Genomic DNA, 21,859 nt, shown 5'->3' with positions numbered 1-21,859 from the left:
ACTAACCAATCATTGTGTGTCCCTTAGGATATTTATATCTTCTACTCATTACTTGTTTACCGAACAAATAAGCTACCGTTAATGTTCCAACACGCCCAATAAACATAGCAATCACTATTATTATTTTGCCTGGTTCACTTAAAGCGGGAGTTATTCCTGTCGATAATCCGACCGTACTCATAGCAGAAACATGTTCAAATATAACGTCTATTAATTTAAATTGTCCTGCTTCCACAGCCTGATATTCGGTAACCAAAAGTGCAAAAATACCAATTAAGTTTCCAGCAATAAAGAATATGAAGATAGAATATGCTTTTAAAACCAAATCATTGTCAACAGTGCGTTTAAATAACTCAACATGCGGCTTTCTTTTAATGGTTGAAATTACTGAACTCATCATAATCGCAAATGTAGAAACACGAATACCACCACCGGCAGATCCCGAACTAGCACCTACAAACATTAAGAAGAGAAAGAACACCATAACAGGAAGACTCAAGGTTGATATGTCGACTGTACTAAACCCGGCGTTTCTCGTTGTCATAGAACTGAACAAAGTGGTGACCAAAGATCCAAAGCCAGACTTGCCATCCAAACTTCTGTTGTATTCGAAAGTAAAAAACACAATTGCACCAATAACTAAAAGAATCAAGGTTGTGTACAAAGTAATTTTCGTATCAAACCGGAGAGTTTTCCATGGAAATTTCATGCGGTGTCTTAAGCTTTTAATTCCGAAAATATCAAATAGATAAATCATACCAAATCCACCTAAGAAAAACAATCCCAACGTAACGGTATGCAACAGGTAATTGTCGGCTGTTAGCACATTCATTAAGCCATTAGGAATTGTTGAAATACCGGCATTACAAAAACTAGAAACTGCATGAAATAGGGAATGATAGAGTCGTGCAGATAAATCTTCAAACATCCCCTTTGGTTCGAGCAAAATAAAAACACACAAAAAGCCAATAAACTCAATTATTAGCGTCCATTTCACTATACGAAAGAACATTTTTTCTGTATCTAAAAACGAGGACTCATTTACGAAGTCTTCTATAACTTCATGTTGCTTTAGCCCAATTCCAAACTTTGCAATTAACAAATATAAGGCAGCAAAAGCGATAGTGTTCAAGGCTCCTAATTGAATTAAAAATAAAACAACAACCTGTCCTTTTAAAGTTAAGATTGTACTGACATCAATTGTTGTTAATCCGGTTACACTTGTAGACGAGGTAGCAAGAAACAAACTATCGACAAAAGAGAGATTGTAATTGGATTGCGTCATTTCTGGTAAAAGAAGCAGTCCTGTTCCTATTAAAATTATTCCCAAAATAGAAAGTGTAAAAAGTAAACCGGGGTGAATTTTAAAATATTGTCTGAAATTTCTTTTTTTGAAGATTTCCATAAAGATATAGGCTACAAAGAAAAGCTGAATGGTTAAATTCGAAAACTCTGCTAAACTTTCAAAACCAATATATTCAAAAAATCTAGAAGCCAATATAACATCGAAAAAGTTATATGAAATACCTTCTAATATTAAAAGAAAAACAATCACCGTTTCAGCCCAATGTTTTTTCATGTATTGATATGGACTGTAATCATAAATGATTTTGACGAAAAAACGAATGATATAAAATAAGAAACTAAACTCTATAAGCCGTGTTAAAAACTCTTTTCGCTCTGTTGTGTGCGGAAAACCATAATAATAAATTAAGACACCTATCATCGAAAGTGCCACAACGATATGAACCCACCTAAACAATGCGAGAACAAATTTTTTAGAACTGTAAAGATTAAGATTAATCTTTTCTCTGAGATTGTCTAACCACATCAGACATTGAGTTTTTTAGCTTCTTTAAACAACTCATCAGCTTTAATTGCTACAACTCCCCGATATTCACAAACAATTCCTCCTGCAAGATTTGCCATGGAAGCTAATCGAGACACCTTCATTCCTGCAACCAAACAAAGGGTCGCTACACTTATAACGGTATCACCTGCACCAGATACATCAGAAATTGTTCGGGCATGAGCTTCAATATGCTGTGATTCTTTATTATCTTCTATATAAACACCGTGCTCACTTAATGTCACAAAAATTATAGCTGGATTTAAAGTTTTCTTGAGCTTTTTTATGGCTTGATTAAATTGCGGTCGATCTTTTTCAAAATCAATTTTCATTTGAACACCTTCAGCTAACTCTTTTAAATTAGGCTTAAATAGCGTTACACCTTCGTAAGCTAAAAAGTTCTTCAGTTTTGGATCAACTGTAGTGATGACATCATATTTTTCTGTTAATTCAATCACTTGCTTGATCAGTGATTCTGTCAACACACCTTTATTATAGTCTTGAAAAATCAATGCGTCATATCCTTGTTTTAGTAGCGACTCAATTTGATTTAACAACTGCTTTTCTTGCTCTAGATTAATATCATCTGTTTGTTCCTGATCAATTCTCAGTAGTTGTTGATAATTTCCAAGAACTCGTGTTTTCACAGTTGTCTCTCTATCATCTGAACGTATTAAGCCGGTGGTGTTTATTGACTTCTCCTCAAACAGTTGGATTAAAGCATTTGCATTCTTATCATTTCCGATCACGCTTGCCATGGCAACTTGCGCGCCTAAACTAATCAAATTCAAAGCTACATTAGCTGCTCCTCCTAATCGCTCTTCATGTTTGGAAAAGTTAATGATAGGAACAGGAGCTTCAGGACTAACGCGATCAACCTTTCCTGATAAATAAGCGTCAATCATAACATCACCAAGTACTATGATTTTTTTTTGCTTAAACGCCTCAAAAAGTGTTTCAAGTGTCATTATTTTAAATTTTGTAATGCTTTATCAATCCGCTTCATTGCTTCAGTAAGTGTAGCCTCATCGGTGGCGTAGGAAATACGCATACAATTAGGATTACCAAAAGCATCTCCTGTTACTACGGCAACAAGAGCTTCTTCTAATAAATACATCGCTAGATCATTTGCGTCATTAATATTTTTACCGTCAAAAGATTTCCCAAAAAAGGCAGATACATTTGGAAAAAAGTAAAACGCTCCCTCTGGTTCATTGACTTCTACCCCATCCATTCCTCTTAGTGCGGACAAAACCAATGCCCTCCTATTTTTAAAAGCATTAAGCATATCCTCCAAATAAGCGGGGTCTTTCTCTAAAGCAGCAATAGTAGCGCGTTGTGCTATCGCATTGGCTCCACTAGTGGATTGTCCTTGCATTTTCCCACAAGCGGCAGCAATTTTTTTAGGCGCTCCAATATATCCAATTCTCCACCCTGTCATTGCCCAAGCTTTAGACACACCATTTACAGTAACTGTTTGATCGTAAACAGCATCGAATTGAGCAATGCTTTCATGTTTTCCTTTAAAATTAATATGTTCGTATATTTCATCAGAAATAATTACAATATCCTTGTAGTCCGCAAAAGCATTGGCGATGTCTTTTAACTCTTCTTTAGCATAAACAGACCCTGTAGGATTACACGGAGACGAGAAAATCATTGCTTTTGTTTTAGGTGTTATTTTCTCTTTTATATCTGCTCCAGTAACTTTAAAATCATTTTCTAATGTAGCGTCTACAATAACTGGAACACCTCCTGCTACTTTTACAATTTCAATATAGGAAACCCAATACGGTGCTGGTATTAAAACTTCATCACCTGGATTAACAAGGCTCATCATTAAATTGGCAATAGATTGTTTAGCCCCTGTTGAAACTACAATCTGATCTGCACTATAGTCTAAACCATTGTCTCTTTTAAACTTTTTAACAATTGCCTCTCTTAATTCTAAATATCCTGGAACGGGCGTATATGAAGTATAATTTTGATTCATTGCTTCTACAGCAGCTTCTTTTATAAAGTCAGGTGTATTAAAATCGGGCTCTCCTAAACTTAGCGAGATTACATCCAAACCTTTTTGCTTTAATTCTCGACTTTTTCGAGACATAGCCAAAGTAGCTGATTCTTCCATTGACAATAAACGATCTGATAATTGTAGCATTTACTTCATTTTAATTTATTCATTACAAATTTAAAACTTTTTTATGCTTTTCTTGAGCTTTAATTAAAGATTGCAAAAAAGACCTCTGTTATAATGGTAACTTATGTTACTTTAATTTTCAACGCCCCCCTAAAACATAGTCAATTAAAAGACAATCCTTATATTTGTTGAATGGATAAAAAGAAGACTTTAGTAATTGGAGCAAGCGAAAAAACAAACAGATATGCAAACAAGGCCGTACGAATGTTACAAGAGCATCAAGTCCCTGTAGTGGCATTTGGAAATCGCAAAGGAAACATCAACGGTACTGAAATAACAACAACCTTCCCACATGAAAGCGATATACATACGGTTACCTTATATTTATCAGCGAAGAACCAAAATGATTTTTATGATAAAATCTTAAGCCTAGAACCAAAACGTGTGATATTTAATCCCGGAACAGAAAATCCTAGTTTTGAACATCAACTTGAAGAAAATGGTATTCAAGCAGAAATTGCCTGCACGCTCGTTTTATTAAGCACAAATACGTATTGATATGAACTTCAAAGCATGGGTAAGAAAAAGGAAATGGGACATTCTATTTGCTATTTTTATTGGATTGATGCTCATTCCAAGTGTTCGTATGCCTGTTATGGCTTTCGTACAAAGAGTTTTCGCAGGTTCTCCTTCAACATTAGCCGTTAAAGACCAAAAGGAAATAAGCTCATCAGATTGGGTTTTAATTGATTTAGAAGGAAACCAAACAAATCTATCTGCTGCTAGTGGAAAAGTTACTATTGTAAACTCATGGGCAACCTGGTGTCCACCCTGTGTCGCTGAGATGCCTTCTCTTCAAAAGCTCTATGACAAATACCAAAATCAAGTCGCATTTTATTTTGTTAGTAATGAAAGTCCAGAAACATTAAAACGCTTTTTAAAAAGTAAAAATTACAATCTACCTGTATATATGCCCGCCAGTAATTACCCAAAAGAATTTGATTCCAATAGCTTACCAACCACTTATGTTTTAGATCAAAACGGGACAATTATTATGGAGGAGGTTGGAGCGCACAATTGGTTTAGCGATAGTTTCCAGGAGAAGATAGAACAATTGCTCGTTTCCCCACAAAAAGAATAAAATTATTTGTACAAAATTAAACAACTCACCATCCGAAAAAGTAAAACATTCTCCACCTCAAGGTCTCTTACGTTTTATATTTAATTTATTCAACGACTTCAATTCATACCGATACGTTAGAGTGACTCCCCCACCTGAGCCTTAAATTTTCAAAAGAAAGTCCTTGTTTTACCATCAAATTTGAAACCTATATTTTTATGCAGGATTCCAGACAAGCGGTTTAACGCTTATCGTGCAGTAGTGACTTTACTCTTCAGACTATTGCTATAAAAACACATATTCCATGCTTCATTTGCACATTTCCTTTTTAAAGACTATATTTGATTTTAAGTTATAAAAATTAACACTTTTTAATATTTCAAACTATGAAACTAAGAAATCTAATTTGGGGTATCCCTTGCGGACTTTCCCTATTGTTTTCAGGCAATTTAATTGCTCAACAAGACACTGTAATCATAACAAACGGTAGTTCTTGGACAGTACCATCAACTGCAAATCCATCATCAATCTCAGTAGAGTGTTGGGGAGCTGGCGGCGCAGGTGCATATACTTCTACAGAAGAAGCTGTTGGAGGCGCTGGTGGAGGTGGTGCATACGCAAAAACCATATTTACAAACTTCACTGTTGGACAAACCATAAGCTATGAAATTGGAACTGGTGGTTCTGGTACATCTGGAGCTAACGCAGGCGGTGACACCTGGTTTTATGTCAATGGCATCAATGGCGTAAAAGCCGAAGGTGGTAAAGGAGCAGCTAACAATTCTAGCGTAGGTGCGAATGGTGGTTCTGCAAGTAACTCCTTTGGAGATATTACTTTAGATGGCGGTAAAGGTGGAAACGGATCATTCGATTCCGGTGCTATTTGTGGAGATGAAGCCGCATCAGGAGGTGGTGGAGCAGCAGCAACGCCATTAAGCGCAGGTGCAATTGGTGGAAATGCAAGTACTTCGACTGGTGGTGTATTCTGCGCAGGTAATCATTCTGACGGTGGTATTGGTGCGTCTAATTTGCTATTTCAAAACATAAATAGTGAAGGTGGAGACGGAGTAACATATAGCGGAAACGGTGTAAATGGCTTGTATGGTGCTGGCGGAAGCGGTGCAGTATCAAACACCTACAATGGTGGTGACGGAGGTGATGGTTTAATTCGAATTATCTATTCTAGCGCTTGTAATGAAACGGCCACCCAAACCATCAATAGATGCGGTCCTTTTACATGGATAAATGGAGTGCAATACATAACAAGTAATAACACTGCAACACATATTGTAGCGGGAGCAGCGACTAATGGTTGCGATTCAGTTTATACTTTAAATTTAACTATCACCGTTCCCGATGTAACAACAACCCAAGTTGGAGGTGGGTTTCTTTCAGCTAATGCTACTGGGGCAGATTATCAATGGATAGATTGTTCGGACAATAGCCCAATTACTGGAGCTACTAATCAAGACTTTACACCAAGTGTTAATGGATCCTATGCGGTAATTGTAACGGAAAATGGTTGCTCAGCAACTTCTGACTGTATGGTTGTAAATAATGCAAGCCTTGAAGAGGAAAAAAACAATACGTTGATTAATGTTTTTCCAAATCCTGCACAGAATTTTATTCATGTATCAGTAAGTGGTTCACAAAACAGCCCTACTCAATTGAAAGTAATAGATGCTGCTGGAAGAGTTTTAAAAACCCAAAACATAGTTAAATCAAATACTAAAATTGATATATCAAGATTTAATAAAGGAGTATATTTTGTAAAGATTATTTCGAGAAATACACAAAGTATGCACAGGTTCATTAAGAATTAACCCGAATTATTCAACAATCCTAATCTTTATAATTGTTAATATTTTTAAATCAAGTCTTTAAGTGGTTCTTTGGGAAGTTTTAAGAACCCCATTTTTGAGTACTTTGGTTTTTGAAAGATTTTGATTTAATTTTAAATCTATTCGTCGTTACAAGCCCCTCGAAATATGCATATATTACTTTAGGTCTTGTGTCTAGAATAGATTTAAAATTAAATTAGCTTCGCTGAGACTTCGTGTTCATGAATAATACGGGTTAAGTTTTAACAACTTACCATTTTATAAATTTATGAGGGATAAATGTTTTATTTGTCCCTCTTTTTATTTCTTAACTTAAATTCATTGTATTTTTGGCAAACGTAGTTCAGCACATAACTCACTCCCAACAACTGTTCTATTTCTGTGACATTCTATTTCTATGACATATAAATTGCCCACCTCAATTTTCAATCATTTAGTACTAATCGGATGATGAGTACAAATACTAAGTATCAATAAACAATCAAATGGAATGTATATAAAATGATTAGAAAAGCTACACATACCCAGTTTTGACGTGGTGGTGATATTCCAGCAAACAATCTACATTTTAATTTAACGCACAATAAAAGCTTATATATACAGGCCAATCTCCAACAGTTACGTTTGCACCCTAATTTCTATACATAAATCCTTAACTTCCATTTTGAGGGATCAAGACTAATTATTGGGGATTAAGCATAAATATTTGTCAATCTGAATAAAACATATCCAAAATTTTATATTCTCCTACTGGGCTACCAAGCTAGGTCGTTAATCCTAGTTATAAGGTTGTGTTTTTTCAATAATTACAGCCGAGAACTGTATCAATTAATTTTATCTAGTGTTAAACTTTATCAAAAAAAGGAAGAAGAGATTCCTCAGTTGTTAAAATCTAATATTTTAACAACTGAGGAATGACAGCTCATAAGGAGGTCTTCGGGGTAAAGCCAACAAACACCTGTCATTCCGATGGAGTCCCGAGAACTCGGGGCGACTAGGAATCTCTTTTTCAATAATTACGACTTATCTTGGTATCCCAATGCTTCTATATCTTATCCTGAAAGTTTTTTATAATTTAGAATAAAATATATCGTTAAAACTTTAAGCATAAAAGTGGTTAAAACCTCTCCCTCCCCAACTTTTGAGACTGATCCATTTTGAGGGATAGCTAGAGCAAAAAAAGAACATAAAAAAAAGGAAAGCGTTAACTTTCCTTCTTCAAATATTGTGATGCTGTCACTTATTTTTTCATGTGACGTGCATATCTGTTCTTAAACTTATCTATACGACCAGCAGTATCAACATACTGTTCTTTACCTGTAAAGAATGGATGAGACATGTGAGAGATATCCAATTTCACTAATGGATATTCGTTTCCATCTTCATGCTTAATTGTTTCTGTTGATTCAGCACACGATCTTGTAACAAATGTATAGTCATTTGTCATATCTTTAAATACTACTAAACGATAGTTTTCTGGATGTATATCTTTTTTCATTTCAAATAAATTTCTAGTTTGCCATAAATGGGAAGGCAAATTTAGTAATTAAATTTCGATTCTCACAATCGATGTGTAAAATAATTTTTAATAGCAGAAAAAATTGTCTATTTCCATCTTCCAAATATACAAATGTTAATGATTAACGTTAAAAAAACAATTGTAAGGATACTCAAAATGTAAAAACACTTAATTTTAAGGAGATAAAGACTCAAGAAATAAAAATCATTATTTATCGTTAATTTAGCAGCATCAAAATTAAAATATTGAAAAATCTTATTTACATAATTACATTTCTAATGGCTGGGTTGTTTACCCTGCACCTTTCGAGCTGTAAGAAAGAACTTCTTTTTTCAAAAAATCACCTAACTTTTTCTGTAGATACTGTTCTTTTTGATACTGTTTTTACAACTATTGGAACAACTACAAAGCGATTTAAAATTTATAATAACGCGAATCGGCCCGTCAAAATAGATGAGATTGTACTTGCGGGAGGCAAAACATCGGCATATCGCGTAAATTTAGATGGAGAATCTGGAACTGACTTTAAAAACATTGTACTTCCTGCCGAAGATAGTTTATTTATGTTTGTGGAGGCTACATTGGGAGAAACGAGTGCTTCAACGCCTTTTATTATTACTGACAGTGTTTTATTTAAGTCAAATGGTAAAACACAATCCGTTAAGCTTGCGGCATGGGGTAGGAACGCACATTTTTATAATGACACAATAGTTAGTGGAGTTTGGACAAATGACAAACCACACGTAATATATAATTTAGCTTTAGTTGATTCTCTTAGCTCTTTAACCATACAAGAAGGTACAGAAATATACATGCACAAAGGTGCCATGTTGTACGTGAAGTCAGCACAATTAATAATTGACGGTTCATACAACAATAAAGTAACGATACAAGGAGATCGACTTGAGCCTTTTTATGCAGATGTAAAAGGTCAATATTATGGAATATATCTTGACCATGCTTTGGAATCAACTATTGATAATGCGGTTATCAAAAACGGAACAGTAGGTGTGCATATTTATGATGATCACCCCACAAACACGAATCGAACGCTTACCATAACGAATACAGAAATTTCAAATCATTCAAGCTATGGAATATTCAATTACTCAGGTGGAAGTATTATGGGAGAAAATTTAAATATCCACAATAATTCTATCTACGCTTATATATTATTGGAGGGAGGAAGTCATAACTTCAGACATTCTCAATTTTTAAGTTATGGCTCAGAAGGAAACCAACCTGCGGTCGCTATAAAAAATTATTTCACAAGAAGCGATGGCGTGACTTATATTGGTGATGTGGGTGAAGGAGCATTTTACAATTCAATAATTGACGGACCTGGAGAATTTCAAGTTGGTTATGATACACTTACCAACAACGGAACTGTTAGCATTTCGATGGAATACAACACCAACCTAATTCGTCAAAAAACACCCTTCAATGGCTCATCTTTCGTTACTAACCTATGGAATAAAAACATCCAATATGAAAATGTGTCTGAAAACAAATTTATCATCAAACCTAATACTCCAGGACATGAACAAGGGAACGCAAGTTTAACGCTAACACCTGCATTACTTTCAAGAGACATTGACGGGAAAAACCGTTCTTCAGTGCCCGATATTGGAGCTTTTTCAGTTGACTAACATGAAAATACGATATCTACTTACCTTAGGATTAGTGTTTTATGCAACCACTTCATCAGCACAGAAATGGACAAATGAAAGTTGGGGGGTACAAGTTGGATTATCTGCAAATCTAGGGACTCATATAACACATGTTGGCTTAAAAATTCAAGGTTACTACAGTTATGACTTTATTCAATTCAATTTAGGGAATCACATACGATTTAACAACACCCATCTTGGCAAACGCAAGAACTTTGTGACTCAACGAATTAATACAGGCGTTGTGTTAAAAGCAGGGAAGAAATCAATTGCACCCCAACTAATATTCGATGGATTAAACCATCAGAGTAAAAGTTCATTAGCGATTGCATATAATTATTTATGGTATTTCGACAATATTGGCACTTCACAGCGTTCAGGAGGTTGGGGCATTCACATCCAACAATTTAGTTTTTTAATTGAAAATGACATTTTCGCTGGATCTGGAAGAGATAGATATAGGACAAGCTATGCAGGCATTGCGTATCATGACGACCTATACAACATTAGTTTAAACACACAATTATGGACTGGAGATACCAGAGGAACACCCTTACTAAATACACCTGACAGTATTTATCAAAAAGGATATAAAGACTTAAGCTCCACACATTATGGAAAAACCAGTCACGGCATTTTAAGTATTGGAATTGATTATGAAATCATATATGGCAACCATGCTTCTTTGGTGGTTGGTATAGACGGCGAAAAAATAAGAAATGGACTGCAAAACAAGTTTATGCATGACAAAAAGTTTATACCTAAAAAATGGCGTAAACCGAACGTTAACTATCCTATGCTCAACATCTATGGTATGCCGGTACACCGCAAGGAAGAAGCTTCTCCTCTGCGATTTTTTATGCAGACAGGACTGAATAGAAGTTTTAGTTATTAACTAGGTTTAATATACATCGCTAAACAGTTAACTTCCATTATTAACTGCCTTGCGATGAATTGAGCTTGCCAAAATGAGCTCGCAAGCCTGGTTCAGCGGACTTTTTATACTCATCCATTAAAACTCTAAATTTCAAAAGATTAAACTATTTCTACAAGATTTAGATCTACCTTACAATTACGTGTCCTTTCTTAATATTTTGTGATAAAAACAACAAAAGATACACAAAAAAATGGTGGCTCCGTATTACGAAACCACCATTTGAAAGAATATACTTTAGTATTAATGGCTTACCACTACTCGCATAGTGTGCGTCATGTTGTTATCAAGACGAACATTAACCAAATAAACACCATTTTCAACACCAGTCAAATCTAATGTTGTTTTCTTAGTATTTTTATTTACGTTTTGAGAAACAACAACTTTTCCTGTCATATCAACTAACTGAACTTGATTCGCTATGTGATTGTTAAAATCAACATTTAACACTTCAGCAGCAGGCGATGGATAAGCATTCATTGCAATTCCAAGATCTTCTTTATCTAGACCTACCTGAGCAGCTGGAATAAAGTTCACCATTAAACTAGGTACTGTTGAAGCCCCAAATCCTCTTGGATCAAATGTTCCTGCAGGAGCTTGAATAGGAAATAAGGGTTGTTTAAACTCTCCCTCATTAATTGTATAATCACGATCTGAGTTTGATCCAAGGTACACCTCCTCTACATAAGTTGAAGCACAGAATATATATCTTTGATTATCTTCTAATGCAAAAATATCTTCATTTGCAAACTCAGCTGTGATTGTTTTACCACTTGAATCTGTAGGATAAATAAATTCAGAACTCATTAATAAAACTTGTTGAGAAATAGGAATTTCATATCCAGGATCCTCAATATCAGTGAAGACATCGTTGTATTCATATACACCAATTTCAATTGTCTCACCTTCCATTGATGGGATTTCAGCATCTGACCCCTTCAAAGCTGAAAACGTGATAGAACGAGGTGCTAACTTACTCGCGTTAGCATTTCTAAAATGTATACATGAAGAATAAAATGGAATCGGGTTACCATTTCCATCAATTGGATGGTTTCCTCCCGTTGAGTTTGGTAACATGGTAGACTCGTCAATTGATGCGTAGGAAAGACTATTTGGACTAATAACGAAATCAGACTCTACCTGATTATCGAATTCACTATCATCAATTGAATCAGCTAATGCGAAATAGTTCAATTCATAATATCCTTCATCCCACGATGCAGGTGCATAAGTTGGCAAAGTAAAATGGAATGTATCTCCTGATGGAATATCTACCGCATTTGAAGTGTCATTATATAACTCTGTTCCATTTAAAGAGATAATAGCATTAAGTCTTACATTTTTTGCCTCATTTACTCCAGAGTTAGAAATAGTTGCAGCTAACTGAACAGGAAACTCTGAACCATCAGCAGCCAATGCACTAGGAATATTCGAATATTCAGGTCTCAATACTCTATTTTCATGTAAAGAAATATCGTTTTCAAAGAACCCCAATTTATTTCCAATAAAGACTACAACTGCTCCATTTGCCATTTCGTTTACTAATGCTGCGCCATCAACATCTGAAATCATGGCTACAGGAATACCAACAGTAGGTCCGCTGGTTCCACCATCCATTCCTACTGGTGCTCCAGGAATATTATTTATAATTACACATGCAATTGCTCCTGCAGCTTCAGCAGCTTCCGCTTTTTCACCAAATTGACAATCCGCTCGATAAACAACGGCTATCTGACCTGCAAGATCGCCTGCGTTTGTAGCTGCGGTACATGCTGTTGAATCACTTTCAAACATTACTAGCGTGTCACGAACAGAATTAGCAGGATCTTCTAAATCTGGACTACCCCAATTTGAGCTTGGTTCGCTCCAAGTTAAATCATACGCTCCTTCAATTGCTAAAGGTGATTCTCCAAAGAAAATAACTTGAGCTGATATAGAACTAGCAAAAGCTAATACTAATACCAAAAGTAAACTTTTTTTCATATCATTAATTTTTATAGTTTGTAGAACAAAAATAGCAATAAATTACATAAAAGTAAGAAAATGAGTTAAACAATGTAGCGTGTTCAAAAATAGAATATTAACATTTATTACCTTATGATTTACTTTTTTCATAAAAAAGATAAAACCACCTAAACTTTATCGTCCCTTGGACACCATCGACATTTTAATTCCCAAATATTGTGTTGTAATTTAGCGAAATATTTTTTATTGTTACAAATGAAGAGTCGTTCATTAAATTGGACAGTTTTAATCAAAAAAATAACAATTGAAAAGCAGAAGACAAAATTAATTCGTAATAATTTTTAATAAAAATCTATTTAACATCAAATATATTTTCAACACCAATTATTCGTTCACCAATAAATCCCTCACCATATTGCACACCAATATCTCTTCCGTTTTGAATAAGTCGAGCCTCTAGGGAATCTAAAAAATCTTGCCCTGAAATAGGAGTCTTAGGTCCTTGTGCATCGGGTTGATAAAATTGGGTTTTATACGCCAAGATTGCATCAAATTTTATAGACTTTTGTTGTGATACGTCAACAATAAAATCTGGCTTAATATAGCGATCTTGCACATAGTAATAAAGTACTTTAGGTCTCCACTTCTCTTGGGGTTTTCCATCGAATTCGGTTTCAATCTTTAACAAACCCGAGAGGAAACAAGCACGTGTTATTAACTCACTGCCTCTCCCATGGTCAGGATGTCGGTCTGAAGGTGCATTTCCTAGTACAATCTCTGGCTGGTATTTTCTTATGGCTACAATTAGTTTTCTCAGGTTTTCATCAGTGTTCTCAAAAAATCCATCCGCCATTTTTAAATTTTCACGGTATTCAACCCCCATTATTTCAGCTGCGTTTTTAGCTTCGTCATAACGCGTTTCTATTGTACCACGAGAACCAAGTTCACCTTGGGTTAGATCAACAACAGCCACTTTTTTGCCTTGTTGAACACTTTTTATGATTGTTCCACCAGCAGCAAGCTCAACATCATCGGGATGAGCCCCTATTGCTAAAATATCAACTTTATTTACCATTGATCCAATTCGTTATTTCATCTGCGTTTGGAAGTGTTTTTGGATGTACATCTTTTACAAAATCTCCACTTTCGTCAATTAAGAATTTATGAAAGTTCCAAGCTACTTCCTCTGCTCCATTGTTCTTTTTACTTTCTTCAATTAACCATGAATACAATGGATGCTGTTCTTCGCCTTTTACAGCAATTTTAGACATCATTGGAAATGAAACACCGTAATTCTTTTCACAAAAAGTAGCCACCTCATCATTTGTTCCTGGCTCTTGTCCACCAAAATCATTAGATGGAAAACCAATAATTGTAAACTCATCTCTTGATGTGTTCTCAAAAAGGGATTGCAACTGTTCGTATTGTGGAGTCAGTCCACATTCGGATGCCGTATTTACAACCATCACTTTCTTATCTTTCAATTCATCCGTATTAAAAGAAGTACCATCTATTTTCTTAAAATCAAAATCGTACAAATTCATAATCTATCTTTTTGTTTTATTCGATGTGTCCATTAAATACTTAGCAACAGTTACTATTGTAAAGGCTCCGAACAAACCAATTGCAACGAAAACAGATGTTGGCCATTCTGCAACTCCGTCTCCTTGAGCGTAAGAATGCAGTCCTACAAGAATAAAGTTTACTCCGAAGAATGTAAATAAAATAGCTGAATACCCCCACAAACTCAATATATTAAACAAAAGTCTGTTGCTCAATGCCGGAATAAACCTCAAGTGAATAATTACCGCATAAACAAGCATTGAAACTAATGCCCATGTTTCTTTTGGGTCCCATCCCCAATATCTACCCCATGATTCATTAGCCCAGACTCCTCCCAGAAAAGTACCGATGGTTAGCATAAACAAACCTATAATCAACACCATTTCTGAAACAGAAGTAAGTTCTACGATATTCATTTGTAAACGCTTTTTATTCTTCTTCGTTTTCAATAGATAAAGAATCATATTCACCAATCCTAGGATTCCAGAAATACCTAAGAATCCATAAGAAGAAGTAATAATTGCCACGTGAATCATTAACCAATACGACTTCAAAACAGGTTGTAAAGGTGTAATTTCAGGATCCAATAAGTTTAACTCTGTTACGAAAAGCATCATTGCTGCCAAGAGTGTCGTTGCGGCAATAACAGCTGGATTTTTCTTCACAAAGAATAGTCCCGCAAGAATAGTTGACCAAGCAATAAACACAACAGCTTCATAACCGTTACTCCATGGTGCGTGACCAGAAATATACCAACGCATTCCTAAACCGACCCCATGACCAACAAAAACAATAATCACCCCAGCTAGAAGAAAGTAACTTATCTTCTTTATGATTGATTCACTATTGTGGGTTGGCGTTACTAGAGTTCTAAAAAAGAACAAGATTAACATTAAGAAGCCGAATAAAAAGTATAGCGATTGAATTTTATCGAAAACTTTAAACTTATTATAGGCGATTTCTACATTTACATGCCTATGTGTCAATTTATTCAGGTGCGGATTTTCCGCTTCATATTTCTTCAGTTCCTCCCATTGGTATTCCTTCAAGGGAACTAGGTATTGTTGTGCATCCGAAAACTTTGCCTCTCCTTGAGCCACAGAAAATAAAGAACGCAGAAGATTAGTTGCTAAAGCATTTGCTTTTTGGTCTTTATCTCTTAGCTCACGTGCAAATGGCCATACCCATGTCCCATTATCATCTCCAGGAATAGGAACAATGCGCAAGTGTTGAAATTGAAAAATCTCTTTTAACAACCTATAACGTTCACCTAATTTGATTAATTTCTTATCAAACTCATTTTTCTGTCCGTCTGATTTACCATGTGCAACTTCGTACTCATCCATCCACTTGAATGTACCATGTTCATCTTCCATATCAGCAACAGAAACATATTTACCCGTTCCTAGTTCCTCTCGAATTTTATTCGAAACATAAGCAATATCTATTTCTTTCCATCCACTAGGTCCATATAAATGCATAGATACTAAAGTCTGAACAGCATTATACTCTCCAAACTTATCATCATGATGAATTTTCCTTAATAGCTTATCTGCCATGGTATGAAAAGGAATAATTCTACCATCGTAGTCTTGTACTAATAAATCGTCTATTTTTTGAGCATCTTCAACACTTAAATAATTTACTTCAATTGCACGTGGTACAGCTTCTTCTTGGGCATCTTTAGCATGACTGTGATCATGTTCGTGATTATGCTCCTCATGATTGTGATTGTGCACTGTTCCATCTGCGTGAACATGAGTAGAATCATTACCATGTGCAAATACATTTCCTCCAAAACTAAATCCAAGGATAAGCACCAAAACTTTAAGCATTTTGGAACGATTAGCTCTTGACTTCTTAATTAAAGTATTCAATTCTTTCATTCTTCCCACTCTATTAAATAAGGACATTATCATACCAATTGACATTATCAAATAAGCAATGTAAGTTACTGTTGTCCCCCACCAATCGTAGTTTACACTAAGCACTGTTCCCGACTCATCCGGAAAGTAACTCGATTGGAAAAATCTATAACCATGGTAATCCATTACATTATTCATAAAAATACGTTGGTCATGGGTATGATTTCTAGAAGAATCAATAACAGTTACTTCAGAAGCAAAAGAACTTGCCATAGAAGACCCTGGATATTTATGTAATTGGAATTCGTTACATCTAACGTAAAACGGAATAAGAATTGGTTTTGCTCCATAGCCGATTTCAAAATTTAATCCGCCAAATTTAAAGTAGGATTCATCAAGGATGTGATTTGAACTACCTTCTATTTCGACTAATTTTGATTCTGAACCATTAGATAATTTTAAAGTTAAAAAGTCATTACCGCCATCCTTATCTGGAGACTTCATTTTTTTAATGACCATTTTTTTCTTAAAATCCTTAAAAACAAGACTCTCATCTCCTATCATATATAATTGATTGGGATAAAATGGCAGTAAAGTATCCGCCGGTATATTAGTTATTGCGCTAGGATCAATTGCGTTTGACATCCTATCCTCTTTACTTAAAGAGGTCATATCAACACGTTTATACGGCATCATTGATTGAATATAAAGCATACCTTCATCTTCAGTAATCGAAACGCCTGGCAATGATGGTTCTTTATTTTCAAAAGCAAAATTAACTCCTCCTATCATTTGTTGGCCACCTTCAAAAACATATCTACTTTGTCCTTTGATGACTAATTCAATGGCATTTTTTCCATTTTCCTCATCTTTAATTAAAGAATCAACCATACCTTCTTTATAAGATACATATTCAACGGAAAACTCCTCTTGATTAGGCAATTGAAAATCAAAGGAAAATGGATTCTCTACACCTTCGGAAAGCCAACGTTTCTCTTCGTGGGTATATTGATTAACTAAATCATTTGCCTTCAGCGTGAAATATGGAGTAGAACTATAAATGACGTTCGTTGTTTCATTTTCTGCTACACGCATTTGACCTTCGAAACCGACATAACGCGTTAAAGCAGCTCCAACAATAATCAAAAGAAAAGACAAGTGAAAAGCAAAGGTTGCCCATTTCCCTTTTTGATACATTTTATACTTTACAATATTAACGATTAACGTTATAGAAAGATGAAGTAATAATATTTCGAACCAAAGCGCATTATATATTGCTATTTTTGAGGCAGGAGTTCCATAATCCGACTCGATAAAAGTTGCCCATGCTATAGCCACTGCAAAAATGACCATACTTACTGCCATCATTTTCATCGAGAAAAGCCCTCTTATAATTTTATCTAACATTACTCAATAATTTTTACTTGACAAAAGTACGAAAGCTTTGCTAATTTAGAATGATTTTAATGTTAATTTTGGCTGAAAATAGAGGCTATTTTTATAACATGATAAATAAAGATTCAGATATCACAATTTTTGGCACAGGAAAGGTTGCCCACCAACTTGGAAGTGAACTAAAAAGAAAGGGAAATCACATAAATGCGGTTTACGGTAGAAATGAACAAAAAGCAAAAAAACTCTCTAAAAAGCTAAAAACCAAACACATAACAAGCGCAACTAAAATCCCTTCCAATAGTTTAGTTATTATTTGCATCAGTGATAGCGCTATACCTAAAGTAGTTGCGTCATTAGATAAAAACTTAAAAGTAGCTTACACCTCTGGCAGCATTCGATTGGAAGATTTACCAGACAGGCCTTATTTAGGAGTCTTTTATCCGCTTCAGACTTTTAGCATAAATAAATTGGTGGATTTTTCTAGTATTCCATTTTTGATTGAATCCCGCTCAGAATTGTTTGAAAAAGAATTAAAATCTTTAGCCAGCAGCGTTAGTAATTATGTAAAATGTGCTAATTCAGAAGACCGATATAATTTACATATTGGCGCAGTAATGGTAAACAATTTTTCAAATTACCTGTATCATCTTGCCCAAAAGCATTTGGATGAACATGACCTAGACTTCAAGCTACTGCTACCTTTAATCAAAGAAACTACCGAGAAACTAGAGATACTATCGCCTATTGAAGCACAGACAGGACCAGCTGCACGAGGAGACAAAAAAATAATACAAAAGCATTTAAATTCAATCAGTGACCCAAAAACTAAAGCGCTCTATGCTTTGTTTAGTGAATTAATACCAAAAGAAATTAAAAAACATGAGTTATAAAATAAGTTTATCTAACATCACTACATTCATTTTTGACATTGACGGTGTTTTGACAGATGGAAACGTAAATATCTTTACAAATGAAGCTGTTCGGGCTTTAAATTCAAGGGATGGTTATGCCTTGCAATATGCTGTAAAGATGGGGTATAAAATTTTCATCATTTCAGGCGGAAATTCACAAGCCACTAAAGAACGTTTATTAAGTGCAGGTGTTAATGAGGTTATTTTAAAAGCCTCTAACAAGATTGAGATTTACGAAGATTTAAAAGTGAAATACAAATTCAAAGACAAAGAAGCTTTATACATGGGCGATGACATTCCAGATTATAATGTTATGCAGAAAGTTGGCGTAGCTGCTTGTCCACAAGACGCTGCCATTGAAATTAAAAACATCGCACACTATCAATCCCCATACAACGGCGGAAAACATTGCGTTCGTGACGTTATTGAACAAACACTAAGGGTACAAGATAAATGGTTCAAGGCAGAAGCCCACGAATGGTAGATTATTGCTTGATTATTTTTGCCGAATAAATTTGTTGATCCGATTGAATCGTAAGAAAATACATACCCGGTCGGAGGTTATTCAAATCTATTTTAGCCTCCACAAGCCCTTTACTCATCAACCTACCATTTAAAGCTGTTATTTGATATTCTAATCCATGAACACGATTGGGTAAATTGATGAAATCATTTGTAGGATTTGGAAAAATCACTAAAGACTTTAGCATTTCTTTTTTAACAGAAACAAAATCAAGACCTGTATTGGCTCCTGGAACAAAAGAATCATCTGGTGCAATTCTTGCCACCATAACATCAGTACCGGACGAAATTTCTAATTCCTTGTCTCCGACCGTACCCACAATCACAATTCCACCATCGCTTGCAACAATCATTTGATTAATCCTATCATCGTTATATGCAGAAAAACCCTCTCCCGAACCAATAAAAAACAAATCTGTGTTTAGTTTCATTGTAAACATGTCCTCACCCCCAGGAAAAGGATTTAAATCAATAGCCTGTGATTGAATAGCCATATACAACCCCTCAAATTCTCGAATAGTTATAGCGGTAATTCTAGCATCTCCATCATAACTAAAGTCAATATATTTATCAAAAACGCCTAGTAAATCAAATTTTCCTAACCAATAATCATCTTGATTTTCTACTGTATTTTTTATAAATCCTGATGCGTAAATATCTGTTTCAAAAACTTCTAAATCTAGAATCTCCACATCTCCACTTGGATTAAAAGACAACCAAACCTCTGATCCATCTACATTATTGTAGGCTGCTAACATTCCTCTTTGAACTCCAGCATCTCCCATTACTCCACCAATTACAAATTGAGAATTGGAAAGTGTATCAACAGCATAAGCAATATCATCTGTAGAGGTTTGAATGGTTTTAGTCCAAAGGGTATCACCAACAGCATTAGTTCGCACCATATACAGATCTTTTTCTTGAGTAGTATTCCCTTCAGAATGTCCTACCAAAATAAGTCCTCCATCTGAAAGGATTTGGGCATCATGAAGTATTTCCCAATTTTCACCACCATAATTTTTCTGCCATAGCAACTCACCTGATTCATCCGTTTTAAGAACCATAAAATCCAAATTACCGTCAACAGTTGAACCGGTATAACCAGCAATAAAAAATCCATCATTGGGAACATGAATCACACGAACTCCAATATCATCTCCATACCCTCCATAATCTTTCGTCCATAAATGATCACCCAAACTGTCAATCAACATGAGATATGCTTGACCTGAGTTACCATCAAAACCACCAGATGTACCTGTAATTGCATAACTAGAATCTGGTAATTGTGTAATGCCATTTCCTTGATCAAAAGGTCCACTTGTAAATTTATTATAAAATGAGATTTGTCCACCCGATAAAAATGGTGCAAAACAAATCAACATAAAAATTATTTTCTTTAAATTTTCCATCCTAAACGAATTAATCCCGAGTGCCCTTTTTGACTTTTCAAAAATAAACCTAAAATATCTTCAGATCCAATACTCAATATCAAGTTTTCATTTGTATAACTTGCATAAAAACCTAACCTAAAATTCCCATAGCCTCCAAAAGCGCCTTGTGCACCAAGTGCTACTTTTTCAACAGGTTGATAGTGTGCTCCAGCATAAACTAAAGGTTTGAAAATAGTATTCGTATACATTCTAATCCCAAAAAAAGACTGTATTTTTTTATCCGAATTTACAGAGACTATTTTCCCCGCTTGTAAAAATCCCGACAAAAGTCGAAAAGAAGAAATTTCAGATTCTGTCCCATTTATAGAATCTTTCAAGGCAGAAAACCGATCTTCTTCAACCAACTCATCAACTGAAAACCCGTTAAAACTCTGATCAACATCAACTTTAAAGACCTGTGCTTTATTTAATTGATAACCTCCAATATTTCTTCCTTTCACACTAAAAACACCACTAAACCCATCAGGTTCACCGAAAGGAACATTATAATCAAAATTAATGGCTGCTCCTAAACCTTTAAAGTAGGGACTATTGTTTCCTTGAAGAACTTCACCCTTCATCATCAAATCAATTTGTTCTGCCTCATCACTGAATCCAATGCTCCCCTTATCAATTTCCAACTGAATAAATTGTTGGGGAAGCACGACATTTAAACTTACAAATGATTTTGTCTTTTTATTATACAAACCTCCTCCAACAGCTAAAAACTGTTCAAAACGTCCATTTAAACTAGAAAAACTTACACTTTCACCTAAAAAAGATGCATTTCCTAAAAACACTAAACCAAATTGATCGTCTGCGTACTCACCAGAAAAGTGTACGTTACTTGCAGCGGACAGCATCCACCCTAAATGAGGATGTTTTTTGGAAATAGTTTGACCAGAACGATATGATAGTTGTACACCTAAATCCCCTCCTATTCTATTATATCGAGTTTGATTCGCATATTCTCTCGATGCTAGACTTTCATCAATATATCCGCCAAATATAAATTTTCGAGAAAATTCATTTGTCAAGCTATTCCCATGATTAAAAGCCATCCCTTTTATATCAACAGCATGTTTATATAATGTTGTATCATGGAGGTCTGGCAACATTTTTTTGTGCACCT

At 35.0% G+C, this 21,859-nt stretch carries 17 protein-coding genes; 7 read left to right on the top strand and 10 right to left on the bottom strand.

The window, feature by feature from the left end; genetic code table 11:
- Position 1: 1 nt before the first annotated feature.
- The 3 genes from CW751_RS06975 to CW751_RS06965 are packed head-to-tail and all read right to left on the bottom strand — an operon-like array spanning position 2 to position 4,010.
- Positions 2 to 1,831, bottom strand: a complete 1,830-nt coding sequence (locus CW751_RS06975; RefSeq protein ID WP_101334290.1) for a TrkH family potassium uptake protein — start codon at positions 1,829 to 1,831, stop codon at positions 2 to 4.
- On the bottom strand, positions 1,831 to 2,817 hold the full coding sequence (locus tag CW751_RS06970; protein WP_101334289.1) for a bifunctional heptose 7-phosphate kinase/heptose 1-phosphate adenyltransferase: 987 nt from the start codon (positions 2,815 to 2,817) through the stop codon (positions 1,831 to 1,833). Before CW751_RS06970 ends, CW751_RS06975 begins: the two co-directional genes overlap by 1 nt.
- Complete coding sequence (locus CW751_RS06965) at positions 2,817 to 4,010, bottom strand: pyridoxal phosphate-dependent aminotransferase (RefSeq protein WP_101334288.1); 1,194 nt, start codon at positions 4,008 to 4,010, stop codon at positions 2,817 to 2,819. The genes CW751_RS06970 and CW751_RS06965 overlap by 1 nt, the downstream gene beginning before the upstream one ends.
- A gap of 171 nt (positions 4,011 to 4,181) precedes the next feature.
- Between CW751_RS06965 and CW751_RS06960 the strand changes: the two genes are divergently transcribed.
- From CW751_RS06960 to CW751_RS06950, 3 genes are all read left to right on the top strand, one after another.
- A complete protein-coding gene (locus CW751_RS06960; RefSeq protein WP_101334287.1) occupies positions 4,182 to 4,547 on the top strand; it encodes a CoA-binding protein in 366 nt (121 codons plus the stop codon).
- Position 4,548: 1 nt separating this feature from the next.
- Positions 4,549 to 5,130: a TlpA family protein disulfide reductase gene (locus CW751_RS06955; RefSeq protein ID WP_101334286.1), complete on the top strand. Its 582-nt coding sequence runs from the start codon at positions 4,549 to 4,551 to the stop codon at positions 5,128 to 5,130.
- Positions 5,131 to 5,495: 365 nt separating this feature from the next.
- Positions 5,496 to 6,932, top strand: coding sequence for a T9SS type A sorting domain-containing protein (locus CW751_RS06950; protein ID WP_101334285.1), 1,437 nt, complete (start codon positions 5,496 to 5,498; stop codon positions 6,930 to 6,932).
- Between the two features lie 1,258 nt (positions 6,933 to 8,190).
- On the opposite strand, the gene CW751_RS06945 is transcribed toward CW751_RS06950, so the two are convergent.
- Positions 8,191 to 8,448, bottom strand: a complete 258-nt coding sequence (locus CW751_RS06945) for a type B 50S ribosomal protein L31 (RefSeq protein WP_101334284.1) — start codon at positions 8,446 to 8,448, stop codon at positions 8,191 to 8,193.
- Positions 8,449 to 8,747: 299 nt separating this feature from the next.
- Between CW751_RS06945 and CW751_RS06940 the strand changes: the two genes are divergently transcribed.
- On the top strand, positions 8,748 to 10,118 hold the full coding sequence (locus CW751_RS06940) for a right-handed parallel beta-helix repeat-containing protein (protein ID WP_101334283.1): 1,371 nt from the start codon (positions 8,748 to 8,750) through the stop codon (positions 10,116 to 10,118).
- A 1-nt stretch (position 10,119) separates the two neighbouring features.
- Complete coding sequence (locus tag CW751_RS06935) at positions 10,120 to 11,034, top strand: polymorphic toxin type 23 domain-containing protein (RefSeq protein ID WP_101334282.1); 915 nt, start codon at positions 10,120 to 10,122, stop codon at positions 11,032 to 11,034.
- Positions 11,035 to 11,316: 282 nt separating this feature from the next.
- Here CW751_RS06935 and CW751_RS15365 read toward each other — a convergent pair whose 3' ends face one another.
- The 4 genes from CW751_RS15365 to ccsA all read right to left on the bottom strand — a co-directional run bounded on the left by CW751_RS15365 (position 11,317) and on the right by ccsA (position 17,873).
- The gene (locus tag CW751_RS15365) at positions 11,317 to 13,056 is read right to left on the bottom strand and encodes a T9SS type A sorting domain-containing protein (protein ID WP_165779238.1); all 1,740 of its coding nucleotides are present in this window, start codon (positions 13,054 to 13,056) and stop codon (positions 11,317 to 11,319) included.
- Between the two features lie 334 nt (positions 13,057 to 13,390).
- On the bottom strand, positions 13,391 to 14,113 hold the full coding sequence (gene bshB1 / locus CW751_RS06925; RefSeq protein ID WP_101334281.1) for a bacillithiol biosynthesis deacetylase BshB1: 723 nt from the start codon (positions 14,111 to 14,113) through the stop codon (positions 13,391 to 13,393).
- Positions 14,103 to 14,582, bottom strand: a complete 480-nt coding sequence (locus tag CW751_RS06920; RefSeq protein ID WP_101334280.1) for a glutathione peroxidase — start codon at positions 14,580 to 14,582, stop codon at positions 14,103 to 14,105. The genes bshB1 and CW751_RS06920 overlap by 11 nt, the downstream gene beginning before the upstream one ends.
- A gap of 3 nt (positions 14,583 to 14,585) precedes the next feature.
- Positions 14,586 to 17,873, bottom strand: a complete 3,288-nt coding sequence (gene ccsA, locus CW751_RS06915; protein WP_101334279.1) for a cytochrome c biogenesis protein — start codon at positions 17,871 to 17,873, stop codon at positions 14,586 to 14,588.
- Between the two features lie 98 nt (positions 17,874 to 17,971).
- Between ccsA and CW751_RS06910 the strand changes: the two genes are divergently transcribed.
- Both CW751_RS06910 and CW751_RS06905 read left to right on the top strand, forming a co-directional pair.
- A complete protein-coding gene (locus CW751_RS06910; RefSeq protein ID WP_165779237.1) occupies positions 17,972 to 18,751 on the top strand; it encodes a Rossmann-like and DUF2520 domain-containing protein in 780 nt (259 codons plus the stop codon).
- Complete coding sequence (locus CW751_RS06905) at positions 18,741 to 19,256, top strand: KdsC family phosphatase (protein WP_101334277.1); 516 nt, start codon at positions 18,741 to 18,743, stop codon at positions 19,254 to 19,256. The genes CW751_RS06910 and CW751_RS06905 overlap by 11 nt, the downstream gene beginning before the upstream one ends.
- A 1-nt stretch (position 19,257) precedes the next feature.
- Here the strand turns inward: CW751_RS06905 and CW751_RS06900 are convergent, their stop codons facing one another.
- Positions 19,258 to 20,706 (bottom strand): T9SS type A sorting domain-containing protein, encoded by a 1,449-nt coding sequence (locus CW751_RS06900; RefSeq protein WP_101334276.1) that lies wholly within the window; start codon positions 20,704 to 20,706, stop codon positions 19,258 to 19,260.
- Positions 20,694 to 21,845 carry a hypothetical protein gene (locus CW751_RS06895; RefSeq protein ID WP_133122150.1) on the bottom strand — a complete coding sequence of 384 codons (1,152 nt, stop codon included), beginning with the start codon at positions 21,843 to 21,845 and terminating at the stop codon, positions 20,694 to 20,696. Before CW751_RS06895 ends, CW751_RS06900 begins: the two co-directional genes overlap by 13 nt.
- Positions 21,846 to 21,859: the final 14 nt, after the last annotated feature.

Source organism: Brumimicrobium salinarum (genome assembly GCF_002844555.1).
Classification (GTDB): Bacteria; Bacteroidota; Bacteroidia; order Flavobacteriales_D; family Crocinitomicaceae; genus Brumimicrobium; species Brumimicrobium salinarum.
Note: the sequence above shows the minus strand (reverse complement) of the source record. Positions and strands in the feature narration are given on the sequence as shown.

What these genes read in the sequence shown, in the direction of transcription:
- CW751_RS06965 (WP_101334288.1), bottom strand. Translation starts at nt 4,010, where the DNA reads ATGCTACAATTATCAGATCGTTTATTGTCAATGGAAGAATCAGCTACT.
- CW751_RS06900 (WP_101334276.1), bottom strand. Translation starts at nt 20,706, where the DNA reads ATGGAAAATTTAAAGAAAATAATTTTTATGTTGATTTGTTTTGCACCA.
- CW751_RS06935 (WP_101334282.1), top strand. Translation starts at nt 10,120, where the DNA reads ATGAAAATACGATATCTACTTACCTTAGGATTAGTGTTTTATGCAACC.
- ccsA (WP_101334279.1), bottom strand. Translation starts at nt 17,873, where the DNA reads ATGTTAGATAAAATTATAAGAGGGCTTTTCTCGATGAAAATGATGGCA.
- CW751_RS06940 (WP_101334283.1), top strand. Translation starts at nt 8,748, where the DNA reads ATGGCTGGGTTGTTTACCCTGCACCTTTCGAGCTGTAAGAAAGAACTT.
- CW751_RS06920 (WP_101334280.1), bottom strand. Translation starts at nt 14,582, where the DNA reads ATGAATTTGTACGATTTTGATTTTAAGAAAATAGATGGTACTTCTTTT.
- CW751_RS06905 (WP_101334277.1), top strand. Translation starts at nt 18,741, where the DNA reads ATGAGTTATAAAATAAGTTTATCTAACATCACTACATTCATTTTTGAC.
- CW751_RS06895 (WP_133122150.1), bottom strand. Translation starts at nt 21,845, where the DNA reads ATGTTGCCAGACCTCCATGATACAACATTATATAAACATGCTGTTGAT.
- CW751_RS06945 (WP_101334284.1), bottom strand. Translation starts at nt 8,448, where the DNA reads ATGAAAAAAGATATACATCCAGAAAACTATCGTTTAGTAGTATTTAAA.
- CW751_RS06975 (WP_101334290.1), bottom strand. Translation starts at nt 1,831, where the DNA reads ATGTGGTTAGACAATCTCAGAGAAAAGATTAATCTTAATCTTTACAGT.
- bshB1 (WP_101334281.1), bottom strand. Translation starts at nt 14,113, where the DNA reads ATGGTAAATAAAGTTGATATTTTAGCAATAGGGGCTCATCCCGATGAT.
- CW751_RS06955 (WP_101334286.1), top strand. Translation starts at nt 4,549, where the DNA reads ATGAACTTCAAAGCATGGGTAAGAAAAAGGAAATGGGACATTCTATTT.
- CW751_RS06970 (WP_101334289.1), bottom strand. Translation starts at nt 2,817, where the DNA reads ATGACACTTGAAACACTTTTTGAGGCGTTTAAGCAAAAAAAAATCATA.
- CW751_RS06950 (WP_101334285.1), top strand. Translation starts at nt 5,496, where the DNA reads ATGAAACTAAGAAATCTAATTTGGGGTATCCCTTGCGGACTTTCCCTA.
- CW751_RS15365 (WP_165779238.1), bottom strand. Translation starts at nt 13,056, where the DNA reads ATGAAAAAAAGTTTACTTTTGGTATTAGTATTAGCTTTTGCTAGTTCT.
- CW751_RS06910 (WP_165779237.1), top strand. Translation starts at nt 17,972, where the DNA reads ATGATAAATAAAGATTCAGATATCACAATTTTTGGCACAGGAAAGGTT.
- CW751_RS06960 (WP_101334287.1), top strand. Translation starts at nt 4,182, where the DNA reads ATGGATAAAAAGAAGACTTTAGTAATTGGAGCAAGCGAAAAAACAAAC.